The sequence below is a fragment of the Bacillus sp. TH19 genome, assembly GCF_016651075.1.
Taxonomy (GTDB): domain Bacteria; phylum Bacillota; class Bacilli; order Bacillales; family Bacillaceae_G; genus Bacillus_A; species Bacillus_A mycoides.
The window spans coordinates 2,410,563-2,432,921 of the sequence record NZ_JAEKEO010000007.1; the positions used below are offsets into that span (position 1 = coordinate 2,410,563).

The 22,359-nt window shown below is 35.0% G+C and carries 21 protein-coding genes and 3 pseudogenes; 17 read left to right on the plus strand and 7 right to left on the minus strand.

All coding sequences use genetic code 11. The features are described from left to right. Positions 1-294: 294 nt before the first annotated feature. Positions 295-927 (plus strand): YdcF family protein, encoded by a 633-nt coding sequence (locus tag JFU54_RS16175; protein WP_002033016.1) that lies wholly within the window; start codon positions 295-297, stop codon positions 925-927. Positions 928-1,081: 154 nt separating this feature from the next. Beyond that, the gene (locus JFU54_RS16180; RefSeq protein ID WP_088292176.1) at positions 1,082-2,230 is read left to right on the plus strand and encodes an acyl-CoA dehydrogenase family protein; all 1,149 of its coding nucleotides are present in this window, start codon (positions 1,082-1,084) and stop codon (positions 2,228-2,230) included. Between the two features lie 182 nt (positions 2,231-2,412). On the opposite strand, the gene JFU54_RS16185 is transcribed toward JFU54_RS16180, so the two are convergent. Beyond that, on the minus strand, positions 2,413-2,883 hold the full coding sequence (locus tag JFU54_RS16185; protein ID WP_088039689.1) for a hypothetical protein: 471 nt from the start codon (positions 2,881-2,883) through the stop codon (positions 2,413-2,415). A 187-nt stretch (positions 2,884-3,070) separates the two neighbouring features. On the opposite strand from JFU54_RS16185, the gene JFU54_RS16190 reads away from it, so the two are divergent. The 3 genes from JFU54_RS16190 to JFU54_RS16200 all read left to right on the plus strand — a co-directional run bounded on the left by JFU54_RS16190 (position 3,071) and on the right by JFU54_RS16200 (position 5,391). Then, positions 3,071-3,748 (plus strand): copper homeostasis protein CutC, encoded by a 678-nt coding sequence (locus JFU54_RS16190; protein WP_201065356.1) that lies wholly within the window; start codon positions 3,071-3,073, stop codon positions 3,746-3,748. A 23-nt stretch (positions 3,749-3,771) separates the two neighbouring features. After that, a complete protein-coding gene (gene lepB, locus JFU54_RS16195; RefSeq protein ID WP_002013664.1) occupies positions 3,772-4,323 on the plus strand; it encodes a signal peptidase I in 552 nt (183 codons plus the stop codon). A 234-nt stretch (positions 4,324-4,557) separates the two neighbouring features. Next, positions 4,558-5,391 carry a DNA alkylation repair protein gene (locus tag JFU54_RS16200; protein WP_088039687.1) on the plus strand — a complete coding sequence of 278 codons (834 nt, stop codon included), beginning with the start codon at positions 4,558-4,560 and terminating at the stop codon, positions 5,389-5,391. A gap of 213 nt (positions 5,392-5,604) precedes the next feature. On the opposite strand, the gene JFU54_RS16205 is transcribed toward JFU54_RS16200, so the two are convergent. Next, positions 5,605-6,015, minus strand: a complete 411-nt coding sequence (locus JFU54_RS16205; RefSeq protein WP_098635619.1) for a hypothetical protein — start codon at positions 6,013-6,015, stop codon at positions 5,605-5,607. 257 nt (positions 6,016-6,272) lie between these two features. Here JFU54_RS16205 and JFU54_RS16210 point away from each other — a divergent pair, with 257 nt between their 5' ends. The 7 genes from JFU54_RS16210 to pcp are packed head-to-tail and all read left to right on the plus strand — an operon-like array spanning position 6,273 to position 11,883. Further along, a complete protein-coding gene (locus JFU54_RS16210) occupies positions 6,273-7,025 on the plus strand; it encodes an IclR family transcriptional regulator (RefSeq protein ID WP_061675364.1) in 753 nt (250 codons plus the stop codon). 14 nt (positions 7,026-7,039) lie between these two features. Further along, positions 7,040-7,753 (plus strand): 5-oxoprolinase subunit PxpB, encoded by a 714-nt coding sequence (pxpB, locus tag JFU54_RS16215; protein WP_201065367.1) that lies wholly within the window; start codon positions 7,040-7,042, stop codon positions 7,751-7,753. Further along, the gene (locus tag JFU54_RS16220) at positions 7,744-8,733 is read left to right on the plus strand and encodes a 5-oxoprolinase subunit C family protein (RefSeq protein ID WP_201065372.1); all 990 of its coding nucleotides are present in this window, start codon (positions 7,744-7,746) and stop codon (positions 8,731-8,733) included. The genes pxpB and JFU54_RS16220 overlap by 10 nt, the downstream gene beginning before the upstream one ends. A gap of 18 nt (positions 8,734-8,751) precedes the next feature. Then, positions 8,752-9,525 carry a 5-oxoprolinase subunit PxpA gene (gene pxpA / locus JFU54_RS16225; protein ID WP_201065375.1) on the plus strand — a complete coding sequence of 258 codons (774 nt, stop codon included), beginning with the start codon at positions 8,752-8,754 and terminating at the stop codon, positions 9,523-9,525. Between the two features lie 34 nt (positions 9,526-9,559). Beyond that, a complete protein-coding gene (locus JFU54_RS16230; RefSeq protein ID WP_002142352.1) occupies positions 9,560-10,255 on the plus strand; it encodes a DUF969 domain-containing protein in 696 nt (231 codons plus the stop codon). A 1-nt stretch (position 10,256) separates the two neighbouring features. Beyond that, positions 10,257-11,219, plus strand: coding sequence for a DUF979 domain-containing protein (locus JFU54_RS16235; protein WP_033709246.1), 963 nt, complete (start codon positions 10,257-10,259; stop codon positions 11,217-11,219). A 16-nt stretch (positions 11,220-11,235) separates the two neighbouring features. Next, on the plus strand, positions 11,236-11,883 hold the full coding sequence (gene pcp, locus JFU54_RS16240; protein ID WP_201065378.1) for a pyroglutamyl-peptidase I: 648 nt from the start codon (positions 11,236-11,238) through the stop codon (positions 11,881-11,883). Between the two features lie 493 nt (positions 11,884-12,376). Here pcp and JFU54_RS16245 read toward each other — a convergent pair. Then, positions 12,377-13,863 (minus strand): annotated as a pseudogene (locus JFU54_RS16245) (peptide MFS transporter). A gap of 393 nt (positions 13,864-14,256) precedes the next feature. Here JFU54_RS16245 and JFU54_RS16250 point away from each other — a divergent pair. The 3 genes from JFU54_RS16250 to lepB (JFU54_RS16260) all read left to right on the plus strand — a co-directional run bounded on the left by JFU54_RS16250 (position 14,257) and on the right by lepB (JFU54_RS16260) (position 17,996). Then, complete coding sequence (locus tag JFU54_RS16250; protein ID WP_201065384.1) at positions 14,257-14,982, plus strand: NAD-dependent protein deacylase; 726 nt, start codon at positions 14,257-14,259, stop codon at positions 14,980-14,982. A 225-nt stretch (positions 14,983-15,207) separates the two neighbouring features. After that, positions 15,208-17,364, plus strand: coding sequence for a peptidoglycan D,D-transpeptidase FtsI family protein (locus tag JFU54_RS16255; RefSeq protein WP_172796639.1), 2,157 nt, complete (start codon positions 15,208-15,210; stop codon positions 17,362-17,364). A 110-nt stretch (positions 17,365-17,474) separates the two neighbouring features. Next, a complete protein-coding gene (lepB, locus tag JFU54_RS16260) occupies positions 17,475-17,996 on the plus strand; it encodes a signal peptidase I (protein ID WP_201052458.1) in 522 nt (173 codons plus the stop codon). 187 nt (positions 17,997-18,183) lie between these two features. Here the strand turns inward: lepB (JFU54_RS16260) and JFU54_RS16265 are convergent. Further along, a pseudogene (locus tag JFU54_RS16265) lies at positions 18,184-18,806 on the minus strand (cephalosporin hydroxylase family protein). A 182-nt stretch (positions 18,807-18,988) separates the two neighbouring features. Between JFU54_RS16265 and JFU54_RS16270 the strand changes: the two are divergent. Next, entirely contained in the window at positions 18,989-19,513 is a 525-nt protein-coding gene (locus tag JFU54_RS16270; RefSeq protein WP_201065642.1) for an NUDIX hydrolase, read from the plus strand. Positions 19,514-19,594: 81 nt separating this feature from the next. On the opposite strand, the gene JFU54_RS16275 is transcribed toward JFU54_RS16270, so the two are convergent. Next, entirely contained in the window at positions 19,595-20,359 is a 765-nt protein-coding gene (locus tag JFU54_RS16275) for a class I SAM-dependent methyltransferase (RefSeq protein ID WP_088039677.1), read from the minus strand. Between the two features lie 197 nt (positions 20,360-20,556). Between JFU54_RS16275 and JFU54_RS16280 the strand changes: the two genes are divergently transcribed. Next, the gene (locus JFU54_RS16280; protein WP_193653747.1) at positions 20,557-21,048 is read left to right on the plus strand and encodes a DUF2716 domain-containing protein; all 492 of its coding nucleotides are present in this window, start codon (positions 20,557-20,559) and stop codon (positions 21,046-21,048) included. Between the two features lie 97 nt (positions 21,049-21,145). Here the strand turns inward: JFU54_RS16280 and JFU54_RS16285 are convergent. Continuing rightward, positions 21,146-21,915 (minus strand): annotated as a pseudogene (locus JFU54_RS16285) (DNA alkylation repair protein). 33 nt (positions 21,916-21,948) lie between these two features. Then, positions 21,949-22,254 (minus strand): iron-sulfur cluster biosynthesis family protein, encoded by a 306-nt coding sequence (locus JFU54_RS16290; protein WP_063218291.1) that lies wholly within the window; start codon positions 22,252-22,254, stop codon positions 21,949-21,951. Positions 22,255-22,359 lie beyond the last annotated feature (105 nt).

Below are 22,359 nucleotides of genomic sequence, written 5' to 3' on the forward strand. Positions count from 1 at the left end.
CTAGTTGAAAAATATACCTTTTTTCTTACAAAATAGTTACTTCTTTTGTTTCATCATTCCATTATGATAAAAAATTCGTTACAATGTAGTTGTATGGTAATAAACTTATAAATTACATAAATGTAATGAAAACCGCAAACGAAAAATGAATTGATAATCCTCAATTTTAAATGAAAACCCTTTAATGCATATATATGATAAGAAAAATTCCTTCTTTTAAACAAATTCAAACAAAATGATTTGATATATACGTTTTTATATAGAAGTATGGATGATGTACGGAGGCAGTTATAAATGAAAGAAAATAAGAAAAGTAAGAAAAGAAGAATCTTGCAAGTATTCTTGCTTATGATTTGTTCTATTATTTTATATGTAAGTTATGCAGCTTACGATATTTGGAGTTATCGCTTTAAAACAGATGATGGTGTGAAGACAGATGCTGGTATCGTGCTGGGAGCAGCTTCATGGAACGGAAAACCATCTCCTGTATTTAAAGAAAGAATTAATCATGCAATTTCCTTATATAAGAACGGTAATATTAAAAAGATTATTTTCACAGGTGGTACAAAGTTTGAGGCAGAGCTTGAGGAAGCGCGTACTGCTAGAGTGTATGCACTGAAACATGGTGTGAAAGAAGAGGATATTCTAATTGAAACAAAATCCCTTTTCACAGAGGACAATTTAAAGAACGCAAAGCAAGTTGGAATAGAGAACGGAATACGCACATATACGATTGTGAGTGATCCACTTCATATGAAACGTGCAATGAAAATTGCAAAACATATTAAAATTGAAGCGTATGCATCACCAACTCCAACGTCAGCGTATAAAACGTTAGATACAGAAATCCCTTTCTTTTTTAAAGAATTATGCTCGTATATTGGATATGTAACCTCTTTGCCATTAAAGGCATTGAAAGGGGATTAATATAAGAAAAGAACCTATCTTTTTTATAGGAACTTTTCTTATTGTTCAAAAGCATTGTATTTTTATCGGAATAGTGAAACAATAGAGAAGTAACTTCATATAATCATAATGACAAAATGAACGGTTTATGAATCGGACATAAAGGAGATTATGTATGGCACTCTCATTTGTTGAAACAGAAGAACAATCTTTAGTTATTGAACAAATAAATAAATTGATTCCGAAGTTCATGGAAAGGGAGCATCAACTAAGTGAATTAGGATCATTTCCGTATGAAAATATTAATAATTTGAAAGATATCGGATATACGAAATTAACGTTGCCAAAAGAATTGGGAGGCAATGCGATTTCTTTATATGACTTCGTTTTATTTCAAGAGAAAATAGCAGAAGGCTGCGGTGCTACCGCATTATCGATTGGATGGCACCTTGGCATTGTAAAGGAATTAGCTGAAAATCGTTCTTGGAATGAGGAAATGTTCACTTGGTTTTGTGAAGAAGTACGTAATGGTGCGCTTTTTAATCGAGCAGCGACAGAGCCGAATACAGGTAGTCCTACGCGCGGCGGGAAACCAGAGACGTTAGCTGTCAAAAAAGGTGAGAAGTGGATTATAAATGGAAGAAAAACGTTTACGACAATGGCACCAGTACTTGATTATTTTATCATTTCAGCAAGTATTGAAGGCCAGGAAGATATCGGAGAGTTTGTCATTCCAAAGAATACGCAAGGCGTGACAATTGAAGAAACGTGGGATAGCATCGCAATGCGAGGAACTGCGAGCCATGATCTCGTTTTACAAAATGTAGAGATACCAGATCGCTTTTTCACTGATATAAAGGGTTCAAAAGTTAAAGCTAAGGGTATTGGCTGGTTGCTACATATACCAGCATGTTATTTAGGAATTGCACAATCAGCAAGAAATTATGCAGTTCAGTTTGCGGTATCATACAAGCCAAACAGTTTAAATCATTCTATAAGTTTATTACCGAATGTTAGAAGGTTAGTTGGAGAATTAGAACTTGAGCTTATGCAAGCTCGTGTCTTTTTATATCAAATTGCGAAAAAATACGATGAGGCAGAAGATAAATTATCATTGCAAGCCGAACTAGCAGCTGCAAAATATGTTGTAACGAACGCGGCAATATCTATTGTAGATAAAGCAATGCGTATTGTCGGGGCGAAAAGTTTATCAGAAAAAAATCCGCTTCATCGTTATTATTTAAACGTAAGAGCAGGACTACACAATCCGCCGATGGATGATGCAACACTGTCTATGCTGGCGGATGCGGCGTTTCGGTCGTAATGAAGAAATATAAAGTCTGTTCCGTTCAGGAACAGGCTTTTCGTTGTCGGTGAATCGGTATTCTATGTTGAATCGTTGATATAATTCCATGTATTATGTCATTGTTCAAAGAAGAGGGAATTCTCGTTTTACAAAATAAAAAGGCTATTCTTTTGATAAGAGGATAGCCTTTTTATTTTGTTCTATTGTGGCTGCACTTCAAGATTCATACTACTTTCAGAACCGTCTTGATTATGTGCAAATAATGAATACTCACCTGGTAAAGGATTGGCGATGAGTGAACGTAAAGGAAAGGATTCACTTTCATTTGGCTGTAACGTGTGTTTGACTAAACGATCTTCTTTGAATTTAATTGAATAGGTAAAACTGTTTGTACTAGTATTTTTAATTGTAATATGTAAGTCACCTTGGCCACTAAAGTCAAAGCCTGTACCAGTATCGCCTCTGAATACAGTTGAGTTATTAAATGAAGATGAACGAAAGGTTTGAGTTTCTTCTTTATTGCTTGATGAAAGGGTAATCGTTTCTGTTTCTATACTTGAAGTTGAGGAATCTAGTTTTGTATTTTGTTTTGTTAATAAAGTAATCGCGCAAAGTGATGCAATTACAATAAATGAACTAGAGATAACGAACCGTTTTTTTGTAAGAATCATATATTTCTTTCCTTTTATAAGGATATAAGAATTTATAATTTTAAGGGAAACATAACATATATGATATTTATTATCAATTCAATAAATCTTTCTTTTCATTCTTCTTTTTATAGTTTTATAGTGGAATGCTATGTTTCTTATTTCACCTACTGTATAATAAGAAAAAAGTACGAAAAGAGGTTATCTCATGCTAGAGGTTATTGCAACTTGTTTAGAAGATGTGAAGCGAATTGAAAAGGCTGGTGGAAATCGAATTGAACTCATTTCATCATATACAGAAGGTGGTTTAACACCGAGCTATGCTTTTATAAAAAAAGCAGTAGAAGCAGTGCAAATACCAGTTCATGTTATGATTCGTCCGCATGCGAAGTCTTTTACATATACGGAAGAAGAAATTGAAATGATGAAAGCAGATATTGTAGTTGCTCAAAATCTTGGAGCTGCTGGTGTTGTATTAGGTGTGTTAAATGAACAAAATGAAGTTGATGAAGAGAAATTAGTAGATTTATTATCTGTTGTAGATGGAATAAATGTAACGTATCACCGTGCGATAGATGATACAGAAAATCCAGTAGAAGCGATGAAAGTTTTGAAGAAATTCAATAAAGTTACTCACGTTTTAACTTCAGGCGGACAAGGAAATGTAGTAGATAATATTCCGGTTCTTGCAGCAATGCAAAAGGAAAGTGAAGGGAATATACAGCTTGTTGTCGGAAGCGGAGTAAAGAAAAAGAATGTAAAACAATTGCTAGATGAAACTGGAATTACGCAGGCGCATGTAGGTACAGCGGTTAGAGAAGGTAAGTCATGTCTTTCTGAAATTGATCCTAATTTAGTACAAGAATTAGTTCAAATAATAAAATAAACACTTAAGAAAGAGGAGAAACGATGAAGGAAAATACGAAGAAAGAATTATTCTCATGGGCTAAAACGATAGGATTTACCCTTGTATTAATCGCTATTATTCGCGGTGTTTTATTTACACCTTCATTAGTACAAGGGGAATCGATGATGCCCACTTTAGAAAATAACGAACGAGTTCTCGTGAATAAGATTGGTTATAGTATAAGTGGATTAGACCGTTTTGACGTTATCGTCTTCCACGGAAAAGAAGGGTACGATTTAGTAAAACGAGTAATTGGTTTACCGGGTGATACAGTTGAGTATAAAGATGATGTTTTATATGTAAACGGAAAAGCGATGGAAGAACCGTATTTAAAAGAATTTAAAGAAAAGGCGTCTGGTCGTGTATTAACTCCTGATTTTACGTTAGAACAAATCACAGGGAAAACGAAAGTGCCAGAAGGCCAAGTGTTTGTTTTAGGAGATAATCGTGAAGTTTCTAAAGACGGTCGTATGTTTGGATTTATTTCAGAAGATGAAATTGTCGGAAAAGGACAAGCTGTTTTCTGGCCGTTGAAACAAGTGAGAGCATTATAAAGTAAAGCGAAAGTATGGGAGAAATATTCTTCCTGTCGGTTTGAAATAAAGTCGTACTGTTTATAAAAAAGTTGCACCGTTTTATTCTTTTTGATTAAAGAAATCCAAGTGCGTTTGAATCAAATTTTTTTGTGAAACTGAATGTTCATTTAAGAAGGACAGAGGCCATTTTGATTATTATTTTTCAAAATGGCCTCTGTTTATTTGAAAATAGTATTGTGAGGAGGGAATTAAATGATAGTGAAAGAAGCAGAAGCTATCTTAAGCAGGAAAGGAGCCAAGAAAGTAAACGAAATTCCTAAAGAGGTCTTACAATTACTACAGCAAGGGAAATTAGAAAGTGTTAATCTAACAGAATGGCTAGCTATAAATCATATTGAACTACTTAAAAATGTCTTACCTTCAATAGGACTCAAGGATAGTTTGGAGTTTATAGTAGCTGAATTGGAAAAACAGAACGTTGAAACTGGAATGAAAGTCATTCGAATAATAGGAACTTTATTGGATAAAGTTATACGCGAAGAGAGTGAAAGGAAAAAGGAAGACTTACTGTTAAAATTATCTAATCATATTTCAGATAGTGTACGATGTTGGGCAGCGTTTATGAATAAAAAAACAAATAACACATTAAAAGATAAATTAACGTACATTCGACCTTTTGCAGCGGATCATCATTTTGGTGTTCGAGAAATTGCTTGGATGTCTATTAGAGAAGACCTTTCACAAAATATAGAAAAAAGTGTGGAGTTGTTAGTAGAATGGGCAAAAAGTGAAGATGAGAATATTCGCAGGTTCTCTGTAGAATCTATTCGTCCTCGGGGGGTATGGAGTAAACATATTGAAACATTAAAACAAGAACCTGATAAAGCACTTCCTATTCTTAATTTACTTAAATCAGATCCTTCAAAATATGTCCAAGATTCAGTTGGAAACTGGTTAAATGATGCAAGTAAAACCAAACCGGATTGGGTAATCAACCTGTGTGAAGAATGGGCAAAGGATACTGACATAAAATCAACTAGTAGAATTATTAAAAAAGCTAAAAGAACAATCTTGAAAAACAATTAACGTTCAATTAATAGGCTTGTTAGTTGAACGAGGGAAACAAATAATCAATCATGTTTAAAAAAAGAATAATTTGAATAGCTATTAGAAGAGCATGTTTTGAACAAAGATTGTTCAAAACATGCTCTTTATATTTTTTTCTATATCAGTGTTATTAATGTAAATTGATAACACTTTATTTCAAATCTACACTTACATACTTTATTATTGAAATTTTTAATCTAACGATTTTGTAGCAATGTGAACTTTGGAAAGTGAACCATCGTTATTTCTAAAAACAATTGCATATTCACCGTCAGGAAGCCAATCAGTCCAGTGAATATTGAATTCGCTTATCGCTTGTTCCCCAGGTTTTAAAGTTCCGTCAATCATCCAAGAATTTTTAGCGTTATATAGAGTGTAACGAAAAGGAGAATCACCTATATTTTGCACAAGAACGTTTAAGTTATCTCCTCCAAAATAATTGAAACTATAGGTGCTTGATCCAAAAAAGGCAACGTTGTTGTTAGTTATGAGACGTTGTTCAATTTGAGAGCTTAAATTAGTATCTTCATTTGTCGCAAATGTTACATTATCCCCTATACAAAAAGATAGCATAATTGCAGGAATCACTAGCAGTCTTTTCAAAAGAAACACTCCTCACATTTTGTTGTACATTACCAAATTAAATAAACGATATAGATTAAATAAATAATAATTAGATATAAAAATTTACAAATATATTTAATTATTTACGTTTTTTTAAATGACTGACAAAATATATCGGATAATATACGCGAAAAATATATTGATAGAATTGAAAGAATATTTTATAATTTTAAATTATATGTTTGTTTCGAAAAATGGAATTGAAGTTCCGAAATTCGGAACGAGAAGGAGATAGGATGAGTATAAATAAAACGGCAGTTAAGACAATGGATATTTTAGAGTTGTTTTATGAGCATGAAGAGCTAAGTTTGACAGAGATGGTTCAGCTTACGAATATGCCGAAAACATCTGTTTATCGTTTAATTGGTTCGTTAGAAGAAATGGACTTTTTACAAAAAACAGAAAAGGGAAAGTATCGTCTCGGAGTCGTTTTTTTACGATTTGGTCAACTTGTTTCACAAAGGTTATCCGTAAGAAATATTGCGATTCCTTATATGAAAGAGCTTAGGGATAGTTTAGGGCAAGCAGTAAATTTAATTATTCAAGATGGTAATGACGCAATTTACGTTGAGAAGATGGAAGGAGTTCAGCCAGTACGTGTTTATACGGCGGTTGGAAGAAGGGCACCACTGTATGCGGGTGCATGTCCGAGAATTTTACTATCGTATTTTTCTGAGGAAGAGAAAAGGAAGTACGTAGAGGAAACGGATTTAAAGCAGTTTGCAGATGGAACGATCGTGAATAAGGAGCATTTACTAGAAGTGTTACATATGGCAAAACAAGCTGGATATACAATTAGTTATTCTGAATTAGAAAATCATACAGCGGCTATAGCAGCTCCAATTTTTGCAAGTGATGGAACGGTTGTAGCCGGCATTAGTATTTCGGGATTAGCAATTGAGTATAGCGAAAGTAACATTTCATATTTTACTGCGAAAGTGAAAGAAACAGCATACCGCATTTCGAAAGAACTCGGCTTTTTGGCATAGAAAGAGGGAGTGGGATGAAATTTTCTGCGTTAGGGGATCAAGCAATTATTGTTACATTTGGTGAAGAAATTGGGATGGATATATATGAAAAAGTGCAACGGTTATTTCAAGCGCTAAGGCGGCATCCATTTGCAGGAATGGTTGAATGCGTTCCGTCGTTTACTTCATTAGCGGTGTACTACAATTTGTACGAAGTATGGATGAAAAATGATAGAAATATAAGACCATATGATTATGTTTGCCAGTATATACGGGAGCTGTGTGATTCATATAAAGAAGAAGTGAACCGAGATGTGAAACATATTTCTATACCAGTGTGTTACGGGGGAGAATATGGACCAGATTTAGAAGAGGTTGCGCATTATCAAAGATTACAAGTAGAGGATGTTATTCGAATACATAGTGAAACAACATATTTCGTGTACATGTTAGGCTTTACGCCTGGCTTCCCTTATTTAGGGGGATTATCAAAAGAACTAGAAACACCTAGAAAAGAAACACCACGGTTACAAATCGCTCCTGGTTCAGTAGGGATTGGCGGAAATCAAACGGGTATTTATCCGCTTGAAACACCAGGAGGCTGGAATATTATCGGCCGAACACCTATTTCTCTGTTTAATCCAAAAGAAGAAACACCAACATATATTCAAAGTGGTATGTATTTACGATTTATACCAATAACAAAGGAAGAGTACGTATCGCTTGAGGGGGCTAAAGAATGGATGTAGAGATTTTGCATGCAGGAATGTTTACAACAGTCCAAGATTTAGGGCGATTTCACTATCAACAATACGGTGTACCTGTTGGCGGTGCTATGGATAAAAGTGCGCTCAGGATGATTAATATATTAGTAGGTAATGAGGAGAATGAGGCTGGACTCGAAATTACAATAATGGGACCTAAATTGTTAATAAAGAAAACGACTTTGCTTGCGATTGGCGGTGCGGATATGGAACCGTTATTAAATGGAGAACGCATTCCATTATGGCGCCCTATATTAGCTGAAGAAGGAAGCATGCTTTGCCTCGGAAAAGCGAAAAGCGGTTGCAGAGCATATGTGACTTTTGCGGGCGGTATAAATATTGATCATACGATGGGAAGTAAAAGTACTTACATACGTGCTGCTCTTGGCGGTATTGAAGGGAGAATGCTGAAAAAAGGAGATTATTTTCAAATTGGTACAGGGGCAGAAGTTGCAAGCCGTTTCATTCAAAATTTACAAGAAGAAAAGCGTATAAAAACGAAGTGGGCAATTTGTAACAATGCTTTACCAAAATATAAGAAGCATCCTATTCTTCGCGTCATAACAGACTTTGAATATGATCAATTTACAGAAGAAAGTATAAAGTCGTTTTTTTCGAAAGAGTATAAAGTGTCCAATTATGCTGATCGCATGGGATATAGGCTTGACGGAGATGTTTTAAATAGAGTTGAAGAGATAGAAATTTTATCGAGCCCAGTTACATTCGGAACAATTCAAGTACCAAATGGTGGACAGCCTATTATATTAATGGCGGATAGACAAACGACAGGTGGTTATCCGAGAATTGGAAATGTAATTTCAGTAGATTTACCTCTTCTAGCGCAGCTGAAACCAGGAGACTATGTAACTTTTGAAAAAATAACTATGGAAGAAGCTGCACAATTGTATATAGAACAGGAAACAAGTATGAGTCTATTAAAGAAATTCATCGCTTTACGAAGCTGAGATTAGGAGGAAAACATCGTGACTACGATCGATTTAAACTGTGATTTAGGAGAAAGTTTTGGAGCTTATAAAATGGGGAATGATGATGAAATTCTTCCGTTCGTTTCCTCTATAAACGTTGCTTGTGGTTTTCATGCTGGTGATCCGTCCGTTATGAGGCAAACGGTTGAAAAAGCCCTGCAGCAAAATGTAGCAATAGGGGCACACCCTGGATTTCCTGATTTAATTGGATTTGGAAGAAGGAACATGCATGTTTCAGCAAGTGAAGTATACGATTATGTTTTATATCAAATTGGCGCATTAGAAGGATTTGTTAAAGCTGCTGGAGGGAAAATGCAACATGTAAAACCGCACGGTGCCTTATATAATATGGCGGCAACTGATTCGGAAATTGCGGATGCAATTGCAAAGGCAATTTATCATATTAACCCTGGATTATTACTTTACGGATTAGCAAATAGTGAGGCATTTATAAGGGCAACAGAAAAATATAATATAACTCTCGTACAAGAAGCTTTTGCCGATCGTACGTATAAGCAGGATGGAACTTTAACGAGCCGTACAGAAGAAAATGCTCTTATAAAAAATGAAGATGAAGCAATAAAACAAGTACTTCAAATGGTGAAAGAAGGGTATGTAGAATCGGTTAATGGGGGGAAAGTAGCAGTTCAAGCGCAAACGATATGTTTACACGGGGACGGAGAGAAAGCAGTCCAATTTGCGGAAAAAATATACAGAACATTCGAATTTAATGGTATTTCTATATGCGCACCAAATAAAGTGAAACTTTAATTAGCGGGATTAAAAATGAGAGGAAGTGTTAAAATTGGTGAAATTAATTGGGATTTTACTTGTTGCGGTTGGGTTTTTATTTAGGCTAAATACACTGTTAGTAGTTATGGTTGCGGGTATTGTTACTGGTATGGTTTCAGGCTTAAGTTTTTATGATGTAATTAGCATGTTCGGTAAATTTTTCATAGAAAACAGATATATGTCTATGCCAATCATATTAACTTTACCGGTAATCGGAATTTTAGAGCGTTATGGTTTAAAAGAAAGAGCAGAAGCACTTATAACGAAATCAAAAGGAGCAACAACTGGAAGAGTATTAATGTCATATTTTACGATAAGAGAATCATCAGCAGCACTTGGACTAAATATTGGTGGTCATGCGCAAACGGTAAGACCGCTTGTTGCGCCGATGGCAGAAGGGGCTGCGCAAGGTAAATACGGTAAACTCCCTGAAAAATTGAGAGAAAAGATTAAAGCAAATGCAGCAGCTGCGGAAAATACAGCTTGGTTTTTCGGAGAAGATATTTTCATCGCAACTGGAGCCATTTTATTAATGAAAGGATTCTTCGATTCAGTAGGTATGCATGTCGGTGTATGGGATATGGCGCTTTGGGGAATTCCAACTGCGATATCTGCCCTTATTGTGAGCTGGATCAGGTTTAGAAGGTTTGATAAGTATATAGAGAAAACAATGAAAGCAGAAGAAAAACAAGAGAAGGAGGCTATATAAGATGAACATCATAACAATGGATACAATTTATTATGTATTAGGTATAATCGTTGCATTTATCGCTGTTCGTATTGCATTTGATCGTGAGCATCCAAACCGATTCGGTTCTAGTTTATTTTGGGCATTGTTTGCAGTTACATTTTTATTCGGAAATGTAATCCCTTCGTTTTATGTTGGCTGTATTGTGCTTGTTATGGTTGTTTTGGCTTCATTAAATAAAGTAACAAAATCCGAGGAGAAAGAAGTACCAGTACAAGAACGTGTGAAACATGCTGAGAAATTAAAAAATAAAATTTTTATGCCTGCAATATTAATACCTATTTTTACAATTATCGGAACGTTAACGTTAGGAAAAATCAAATGGGGAAATGTTGCACTTGTTGATCCTGATAAAGTAACATTAGTTGCATTAGCGTTAGGGGCATTACTTGCATTCATTGCGGCGATGCGTATTACAAAAGCGAAAATAACAACGCCTGTTCAAGAAGGAAGTAGGTTACTACAGGCTGTCGGTTGGGCAGTTATTTTACCACAAATGTTAGCAGCACTTGGCGGTATTTTTGCGAAGTCTGGCGTAGGACAAGTCGTTTCGGATCTAGTCGGACAAGTGTTACCGACAGAGTATCCATTCGTTGCTGTTATGGCCTATTGTTTAGGAATGATGCTATTTACAGTCGTAATGGGGAATGCATTCGCAGCGTTTGCAGTAATCACTGGTGGAATCGGCTTACCTTTAATTGTGCAAATGCACGGAGGAAACCCAGCAATTATGGCAGCACTCGGTATGTTTGCTGGATATTGCGGAACGTTGCTTACTCCAATGGCAGCAAACTTTAATATCGTACCTGCGATGCTTTTAGAATTGAAAGATAAAAATGCAGTCATTAAAGCACAAGTACCAATTGCTCTTTCCATTTTTATTATAAATATGTTTATTATGTACGGCCTTGTATATCGTTTCTAATTAGGAGAGTGAAACTATGAAAACAGTATTAGTAACAGGATTTGATCCGTTCGGGGGAGAAAGTATCAACCCAGCTTGGGAAGTCGCAAAAAGTTTGCATGAAAAAACAATCGGAGAGTACAAGATTATTAGTAAACAAGTTCCAACCGTATTTCATAAATCAATAAGAGTATTAAAAGAGTATATAGAAGAGTTGTCGCCTGAAATGATTATATGTATTGGACAAGCTGGGGGCAGACCAGATATTACGATAGAGCGTGTAGCAATTAATATTGATGATGCGAGAATTGCTGATAATGAAGGGAATCAGCCGGTGGATATGCCGGTTGTAGAAGAAGGCCCTATTGCGTATTGGTCTACACTTCCGATGAAAGCAATCGTGAAAAAACTTCGCGAAGAAGGTATACCGTCATCTGTTTCACAAACTGCAGGTACATTCGTTTGTAATCATTTATTCTATGGACTCATGCACGAACTAGAGAAGAATGATAAGAAAATAAAAGGCGGATTTGTTCATATTCCGTTCTTACCAGAACAAGCGAGCAACTATCCAAGTCAACCGAGTATGTCACTTTCTACTATTAGTAAAGGTATAGAATTGGCAATTGAGGTAGCGATGGAAGTTGAGGTGGATATTGTGGAAATTGGGGGTACGACGCATTAAATAATAGTAGATTAAAGAGGACTGATGCAGCCCTCTTTGTGTGTTTGTATTTTGTAATTGAAGATGCAGTATAGAATATAAAGGGAAAGGTTGCAATGGGAGTATTCTAACAAATATGGAATTGTTCCAAATAAAAGGGAACTTTTTAAATAGTTTCTTAATGATGTAGAATTTTCGTCTATATGAATGGATAAAAAGTTAAGTTCTGATAAACTCAAAGACATACAAAGTAATGATTTTAAAATGGTGTGATAAAAATATCACACCATTTTTATGTAAAACAAACAGAGTGAATTTTTTTCCATTAGTAAAGTATAACTGGGTAAGAGATAATCATCAGAATTGTTAATTGTACTATGATTTTTCAAAACTGATAAATTTAAATATAAGTACGGTAAGAATGCGATATTTATCTAACTTTTACAAAAAAGAGTAACCCATTTGGCTACTCTTCACATAGAAACTTGTATTTGTTCATTTCAATAAGAGACCGTTATTGAAGTCCCTTCATGAAATTTTGGATTTTGATGATAATGTAAACAGCAGGATGCTAACTAAAATGGAGATAGCACCAATAATACCAAAGTAAATTGCTTCTGTTGCAGGATTATACAGTTTAACAACTTGGGCATTTATTGCTTGCGCAGACGCAGTTGATAAGAACCATAAGCTCATGGTTTGCGAAGAGAAAGCAGCTGGAGCCAGCTTCGTCGTTATTGATAACCCTGAAGGAGATAAACAAACTTCTCCAATTACAATTAAAAAGAAGCTAAGGACTAACCACATAGGATTCACTAAAGAGTGAGTACCGTTGATTAAAGCCGGAATAATCATAACTAAGAATGATAAACCTGCAAATAGCAATCCAATAGCGAATTTTTTTGCCGTTGAAGGCTGCTTCTTGCCTAACTCTATCCAAACCCATGCAAAAATCGGGGCAAGCGTTACGATAAAGATTGGACTTAATGATTGGAACCAAGCGGAATGCAATGTAATTCCATTGAACTGTAATTGAGTTCGTTGATCCGCGTATGTCGCTAAGATAATAGCACCTTGTTCTTGTATAGACCAAAATATTGTAGCTGCAATAAAGAGTGGTATATACGCAAGAAGACGAGATTGCTCTACTTTTGTTGTTTTAGGACTACGATACATATAAATGAAATAATAGGTTGGAATAACAATCCCTAAGATACTAATCAGGAATGTAAAACGATTTATAGTTAACAACCCAGTTGGAATTGTAACCACACCTAGCAATGTTAATACAACTAGACCAACACTGAAATACTTAATAGTCTTTTTTCTTTCCGAATCTGATAATGGATTAGGTACTTGCGTACCGACTAGACCAAGGTTTTTCTGTTTTGTTCCAACAAATACCCCTAACCCAATTGCCATACCAATTGCCGCAACTCCAAAACCAAGGTGGAAATTATATTGCTGACCTAATGTTCCGACAACTAAAGGTGCAAGTAAGGCACCTAAGTTAATACCCATGTAGAATATACTGAACCCTGAGTCACGACGCGCATCTGTTTCACTGTATAAACTTCCTACGATGTTCGATATGTTAGGCTTTAACAACCCTGTTCCTAGAACTAAGAAGACCATAGAGATAAATAACGCACTTTTACTACCCGGTAAAGCTAAAATAAGATGGCCAATCATAATTAAAACGCCACCAAAGAATACGGTTTTACTTGGACCAAATAAACGATCCGATATCCATCCACCGATAATACTAGACATGAACAGTAAGGAACCGTAAATTGCCATTATCGAGGTTGCGGTAGATTGTTCAATTCCTAATCCACCTTTTGCGACTGAATAGTACATATAATACAGTAAAATAGCTCTCATTCCGTAATGAGAAAACCTTTCCCAAAACTCAGTGAAGAATAAAGAGAATAATCCTTTTGGATGCCCAAAAAATCCTGTTTGAGGAATACTTTGAACAAGTTCGTTTTTTTCTTTCATAATGTTAATATTACCCCTTGTTAATTTTTTATATTATACAAGTATAACTTAAGAGGCTCCCAGTAGTCCATAACTATCTAAGCCCATCGATGAAGAAAAGCAGCCTTCTGGCTGCTTTCTAAATGAATTGAAAAATCGTCATTTGCTCATTAGACACACCTTTCACTGAATCTACCTCTAAACAATCCAGAATTGATTGTGAGAGTGCTTTAGCTACTAAGAATGCTACGTATATTGTTGACTTAATTGAACAGTAGTTATCTTTGAAACTTTAATTACACCCAAAAAAGTTGGGGGTTAATTCATGCAATGAAGTAAGTAAAATGAATTGTACAACACCTATTGTAAACAACTGGTATAATAAGTTTAGGAATATACTTAGAGGTGATTTTTGTGCAATTTGAAGAAGTACGTTCAATTTTAGAAAAAGCGAAGAAAATTACAGTGTTAACAGGTGCTGGTGCAAGTACGGAAAGTGGTATCCCAGATTTTCGTTCAGCAAATGGATTATATGCTGATGCGAATGTAGAGATGTATTTGTCGAGAGGCTATTATAATAGAAATCCGAAAGAGTTTTGGAAGCATTATAAAGAAATCTTTCAAATTAATACGTTTCATCAATATAAACCAAATCGAGGGCATCGCTTTTTAGCGGAGCTAGAAGAACAAGGGAAAGACATAACGATTTTAACGCAAAATATTGATGGTTTGCATCAAGTAGGTGGTAGTAAACATGTAATTGATTTACATGGAACACTTCAAACTGCACATTGTCCGAAGTGTAAAACGGGATATGATTTACAATATATGATTGATCATGAAGTACCGCGTTGCGGGAAGTGTAATTTCATTCTAAACCCAGATGTTGTTTTATACGGAGATACACTGCCTCAATATCAAAATGCGATCAAACGTTTATATGAAACGAATGTACTTCTTGTAATGGGAACATCATTAAAAGTGCAACCTGTCGCTTCATTCCCAGAAATCGCAAAGAGAGAAGTAGGCGCAACAACAATTTTAGTAAATGAAGAGTTAACAGGGCAAGAATACAATTTTGATTTTGTTTTTCAAAATAAGATTGGTGAATTTGCCAAAGGGTTATCTTCGATTAAATAAGTTTTTGTTTTCGTAAAGAAACTGAGGTGAATGATGTCCACCTCAGTTTTTTTGTATGAATTATATTCATGTTATTGCGTATAAGGGGAATGGTAATAAATAGGATGATAAAATCAAAAACTGAAAATTAAATCTTTTATTTCTTTTGTAATTAATATAAAATTCTATATATAGCATATAAATAAATTTAATACATAATGGTTCATGCGTAGAAATGTTAATAGAATGAAGCGAGGGAGCAAAATGAGACAGAAAAAGGAGAAACAGAAACAGTCGAAAAAGAAAAAGACTCATATTCCATTTCGGTTAAATGTACTATTTTTTATCGTTTTTCTTTTATTTTCAGCTATTATTATTCAATTAGGTAAAGTACAAATCATCGACGGAGAAACGTATCGAAATGAAGTGAATAAAAAGGAAGATATAACGGTGAGTACTCCAGTTCCGAGAGGGAAGATGTTTGACCGGGAAGGGAAAGTTATTGTAAATAATAAACCGTTACGAACTGTTACATATACGAAGATGAAAGGAGTGGACTCAAAAGAGGTTTTAATAGTGGCAAGAAATTTAGCAAAGCTAATTGAAATGCCGCAAGAAGATATGGACAAGTTAACAGAGACAGATAAAAAAGATTTTTGGATGCAGTTAAATGAAAAACGCGCAGCAACAAAAGTAACGAAAGAAGATGAGAGTAAATTTAGGAAACAGGAAATAGAAGGGAAAGACTTAGATAAGAAAGTAGAAGAGTTGAGACGAGAAAGAATTACACAAGAAGAATTAAACGAGCTTTCGAAAGAGGATATAGAAGTACTAGCAATTAAAAGCAAAATGAATGCGGGATATAAAATGACGCCACAAATCGTCAAAAAAGATGTAAGTCAAAATGAATATGCAGTAGTGAGTGAAGGATTATCGAGCTTGCCAGGCGTAGATACGACTGTGGATTGGGAGCGCGAATATCCAAATGACAAAATACTACGTTCTGTACTTGGTAGTGTTTCTACTGAGAATGAGGGATTACCAAGGGAGCAATTAGACTATTATTTAGTGCGAGATTATAACCGAAATGATCGTATTGGTAAGAGTTACATCGAAAAACAATACGAAGATGTGTTACATGGAACGAAAGAACAGTCTAAAAATATTACGGATAAAGCTGGAAATATTATTCGGACTGAAAAAGTGACAAAAGGAAAAAGTGGAAATAATTTAATGCTAACAGTTGATATGGATTTGCAGAAAAAAGTGGAGGAAAGTCTTGAAAGGAATTTAAGGGCATTTCATTCTTCTGAACCGATGATGGATCGTGCATTCGTCGTTATGATGAATCCGAAAAATGGTCAAATTCTATCATTAGCAGGAAAGAAAATTGTAAATAAAGATGGCGGGATGCAAATAGAAGACTACGCTTTAGGAACGATGATAAGTTCTTACGAGTTAGGATCAACGGTGAAAGGAGCTACGGTATTAGCGGGATATCAAACAGAAGCGATTAAGCCATATACGCATTTTTTCGATGCACCAATGTACTTTAAAGGAAGTTCGAAGCCGAAGAAATCGTGGAAAGACTTTGGAGATATTGATGATTTAAGAGCATTGCAAGTTTCATCCAATGTCTACATGTTTAATACGGCGTTAAAGATTGCGGGGATTGATTATGTACCAAACAATCCGTTAGATATTAGGCAAGAAACATTCAATAAAATGCGCTATTACTTTAGACAATTTGGTTTAGGTGTACCAACTGGTATTGACCTTCCAAATGAATCGATTGGTCAAATGGGTAGAACCGATAATATACCTGGTTTTTTACTTGATTATGCGATTGGGCAATATGATACATATACGCCGCTGCAACTTGCGCAATATATGTCAACGATTGCAAATGGTGGTTACCGAATGAAACCACAAATTGTACAAGAAATTAGAGAGCAACCGAATAGACCAGAGGAAGTCGGGAAAGTTATGCAATCGATGGAACCAGTCGTGTTAAATCGAGTGGATATGGATCTTTCATATATAAATCATGTGAAAGAAGGGTTTAGAAGAGTTTTCCAAGAGGTAGATGGGACCGGTGCTGGAACTTTTAAAGGATTACCTTATAAACCGGCTGGGAAAACAGGGACAGCAGAAACAGTGTACGGTGGAGAAAGTGATATTGGAAGAGATGAAAACAACTATCGAAAAAAATGTTATAATTTAACTCTCGCCGGGTATGCGCCATATGATGCTGATCCGGAAGTTGCTTTTTCTGTTGTTGTGCCATGGGTAAATAATGATAAATCAGGTATTAATTCTGCAATTGGTAAAGAGGTTTTGGATGCATATTTTGATTTAAAAACGCAGAGATCGGGTGTAAGTCCAGTCCCAGTAACACAATAGCCGAGTAAGGCACAGTAAAAAATTCAAATTGTAGTATATCACTGCGCAAATGAACAGGTGCAGTGATATATTTTTGAGTTAAAAAGTGTTTTGATAAGGTGGGAATGGATATGAAAGAGGAGAATAAGAGAGGTTGGGGAAAGTACATACTATTTATATTTGTCCTAGTAGTAACGTACCAGTCTTTCACTTTATGTAAAGTGGAAGGAAAATCAATGCAGCCAACTTTACATGAAGAAGACTACGTATTTGTAAATAAAGCTGCGGTACATTTTTCTAGCTTACAGCATGGAGAAATCGTCATTATTAAGGAAGAGGATGAGTCGAAATATTATGTGAAACGTGTAATAGGGCTTCCTGGTGACATAATTAACATAACGAATGGAACTGTATACGTAAATGACAAAAAGCAAGATGAACCTTATATAAAAAAAGATTTATATAACAATACACAAGTGTTTTATAATTTTCAAAAGACAAAGATTCCACCAAATAAGTTATTTGTAATGGGAGACAATCGTGAACAAAGTAAGGATAGTCGAAATGGTTTAGGATATATTGAAGAAGATAATATAATAGGAAAAGTGGAATTTGTGTACTATCCTTTTTCGAAAATGAAAATCATAAAATAAGTGGGGATTCACAAAACCCCACTTATTAAAGTTTCACTTTAGCCCGCTATTTGCGGGCAGTAAGACTCCCACTTTAAAATTCAGCTGGGGCAAAGAAGTTAGGTGGGAGATCAACTGCCCGTAAAAGCCCGATTGGTGAAGGCTAATAATAAGTGGGGGATGGACAAAACCCCCACTTATTAAAGTTTCACTTTATCTTCTTTAAAAACCTTTTGGATTAAATGATATGAAAAACTTATGTTTAGATTCATCGATTATGAAATTGCTATTTTTAGTTAAAAACTCTTCCACAGCTTCCATTGGGCCAGGTCCCCAATCAGGAAGGAGAGGATTTCCGTTAATACTTGTATCTTCTACAATAATGTAACTGCCAGTGGTTACAATAGATTTATAAAGTAAGAGTTCTTTCGATACATGTTCTTTACTATGATCAGAATCTAAAATAACTAAAATCACATCATCAGGTTTGCGCATACTTAATATTGATTGGACGGCCTGTACAGAAACAGATGAAGCTGTTAAATACGTAATTCGATTATGGGATGGCCGATTTGGTTGCGGAGTTATATCGATAGTAAGTACGTGACCTTTTCCAATTAAATCTAACATAGAAGCTAAAAACAGTGCACTACCACCGTGAAAAGTTCCGCATTCAATAATTAAATCAGGCTTTAATTCGTATAATATTTCTTGATATAAAAAGAGATCAGAAGGAAGTTTGCAGATTGGAACCCCGAACCAGTGTGTACCATGTAACCAAACGTTGCTGTCGTAATATTGTTTTAGAAATTCGCTACTAATGTTATCGATTTTGAATTCTCCTTTCTAAAAAGGATTCTTTCATACGTAAAGAGTTTACGTATGAAAGTTGTACTATATATTATGTGGTAAGGGGTTATAAGGCGAGTGTTTTCACGTGAAAATAAGCCAAATAACACATGTGGAAAATGAATTGCTTGCAAAAGAAGATGTAAATGAAAGGAAATGATCGTATGTATAAGTACACAATTTGCTTCATTAGAAAAGGAGATAGAATACTTTTACTAAATAGAAACAAGAAGCCGACAATGGGAATGTGGAATGGTGTCGGAGGGAAAATAGAAGAGTATGAAACGCCATATGAAGGAGTCATTAGAGAAACCTTTGAGGAAACAGGAATAGAGCTTCCAAGTGTAACGTATAAAGGGAATGTTATTTTTAAAGTTAAAGACGAACCTTTGGGTAGTGAGGGAATGTATGTATTCCTAGCTGATTTACCAGATGGAGTACATATTGATACGCCAGTAAGCACTCATGAAGGTATATTAGAATGGAAGTCAATTGATTGGATATTAGATGGTGATAATAGAGGTGTAGTTAGCAATTTGCAAAGATATTTACCGACATTATTAAGTGAGGACAACAATTTAGAGCATATATTCATATATGATAATCGGAATATTATTGATTGCAAAACTACACTTTTGATAGAAGATAATACGAAAAAACGATATGAAAAATATCTCGTTTCTCAATAAGAGAAGAAACGTTAAAATACGAAGAGAAAGCCAAATTCTTTATGGGAATTTGGCTTTTTACAAGGAATGCTAATTCAAATTTTACTCTTCATAATTTGCTTTAATAATAAAGCGGTGTTGCTTCACATCGAAATATCCTTTTTGCAAGATAATCTCATGTATGCGATATAATTCCTCGTTATAGCTTTCTACTGTAAAATCAGGAATTTGCCACGGAATTGCTTGCAAGTAATAGACAACAGCACCGACATCATAAAAACGCTGAAGAGGGAATTCTTCTTTCGCTTCTAAAATAGTAAATCCATTTTGTTCTAATTCACTACATGCCGTTTCGAGTGACCAACTTGAAAATTCGCTATTCAGCGGTGTGCCAAACTGCTCATTCAGTTCCGCACAATCAAGACCACCGACTTGTTGTGTAAGAAATGTTCCATTGATGGAAAGACTTCTTTTCACTTCAGAAGCAGAATAGGATTCATGTTGATTCACAATTAAATCAAACTGACCATCTTGAAATGGTAAAGCAGTATCATCAGTCACTTCTACGACTATAACTCCTAAAGGTTCTAATTTCTTTCGTGCAATCGGGACATTCGGAGCATAGCCCTCAGTCGCATAAATAGTTGACGGGAACGGTTGTAACATAGATAAAAACTCTCCGCCACCAGTCCCCATATCTAGCATTGATTTTGCACGTTGCATAAGCTGGAAAGCAGTGCTACCGTATGACCATGATAGGGGCTCGCTATTCATACGGCCAGTTTCTGAAATGAAAGAGAAATCCCAGCCGCTAAAGTTAGTCTTTGCACTTTCTAATAGTGCTGAAAATAATGGATCACGTTTCATATTGTTGTCCTCCTATTTCGTTAATAAATGATATAGTAAGAAAAGAAAAAGGGAGGACCTCTTATTAAAGTGGAACGGTTTTATGTTTCGTGTTCGAATAGATTCATATAAATTAGCTCCTTGCGAGAATGGTTATTTATATATTCGGGAGTATCGAGTGAAAATCCTTTGGAATTATAAGGGAAGGCAGTTGTTTAATGAAAAATTGGATGAAGTTTACAGACAAAGAGAGCGATCAAATATGGGATAGGGTATATAGTGATTTTGAGTTTTCACCAAGTATTTCTATATTCCCATCATTTAAGGTGCCAAGTCCTTTTGTGACATATGATATTTCTCATTGCTTTGGAGAATCGGTAGATTTAAATGTATATGACGACCTGGAAGAAAAAGCATTACTAGTTTTTAAAGAGAATACAGTATCGGATGAATATATAATGGCACTTGATTGGCAACATGAATGTTACTGGGTAAATCCACATTTAAAGTTTGATAGAAATGAATTTGATGAGTGGACAATCCCGATTTTTCCAAATGGAGATTATTATTTCTTTATTCAGAAGGACTTTAAGTGGGGGTATTTAGGCCATCCTTGGGAGAAGAGTATAACGATATTTGGAAAAGAATTAATAGATGCTTTTGATCAACATAAACCGGAAATGTTTCATAAGATTTTAAGGCAGGGTTAATGTTTAAAAAAGAAAAAACGTTTATACTTCCAAATGAAGTATAAACGTTTTTATTATTAGCTGTTTTCATATAGATTGTTGCTTTCTTTACAAATACTTAAAAACAAAAATCTTTTGGTAAAGTGCCATTTTTTATCACCGTTCTTAATCCATGTTTCATAATCCAAGGATTAACATGATGGTTTTTATCGAGTAATTGTTGCAACCATTGAAAAACGAGTTCGTTATCTTCTTTCGTAATATCATTAATGTGATTGGCTACAGATTTTTGAACATACTTAGAAGGGTCATTCATTAATGGCTCAAGAAGCTTTAAATTATTTCTGAAGTCACCTTTCAAAGCTCCTATTTTTTTTGCCCAAGGAAGTCTTGGTCTAGTACCTTCTGAAACTAATCTCCTGATGTGGCTGTTTTCATCACGTAACCATTGCTGCAATATGTCTAAGGTTTCTTCATGGTATTTTTCAAGATAAGGACGAATGGCATATTCAGCAGTATTTCTTTTTGTTATTTCATACATTGCGTTGAATGAGGAGTCAAAATCGTTAAGCCCATATTTTTCAACGTATTTTGCGATAGGCATATACATATAACCCTTTGTAAATGTGCCGACTTCTGTTGTATTTTCTGGTCCCAATGTTTTCAGTAATATATGTATTGCTTCATTAAAATCTTTTTGTAATGCATTGTGTAATTCATCTGCTATTACTTCTATACGTTGCTTTAACTCTAAATTTTCAACTTTATATGTTACGGAATCTACAAAATTTTTTTAGAGAAATTAGGAACGTGTTTAGAAATAGAATCAGCCATTTTTTCTGCTAATTCTTCGTTAAATAAAAATTTTAACGGAACATATTTACCCATTTTTTCACCTCAGTGGTCAGTTAAAAACAATTGTTATTTTTTAATCGACAACCCATACACCAACGTCTCACTTGGAGTCGTAATACTAAAACCAGTTGTTTTATAATCAACTTTTAACGTATCACCAGTGTAGTCTTTCGTGAATGAGTCCATTTGTATAATAAGCTGTTCATCTTCATATACAACATCATCCGCATTATATGTATCCCAAATTAAATCAACATCAACAAAAATGCTGCAAGAGTTTGTCATTGTCCCTCTAATGCGAATAATCTTTTTGTCTTCACGTTCTAGTCTATGTATAGCAACTTTTGCTTCATCAGTAATACGAATGTTCATGTAATCCCAACCTTTATTTATATTTCCTCTATTATTGCAAAAACAGGAGAAATAGGGAAGGGAGAAGCATTGCATTAAAAAAACGAGCAAACAATTTTGTTTGCT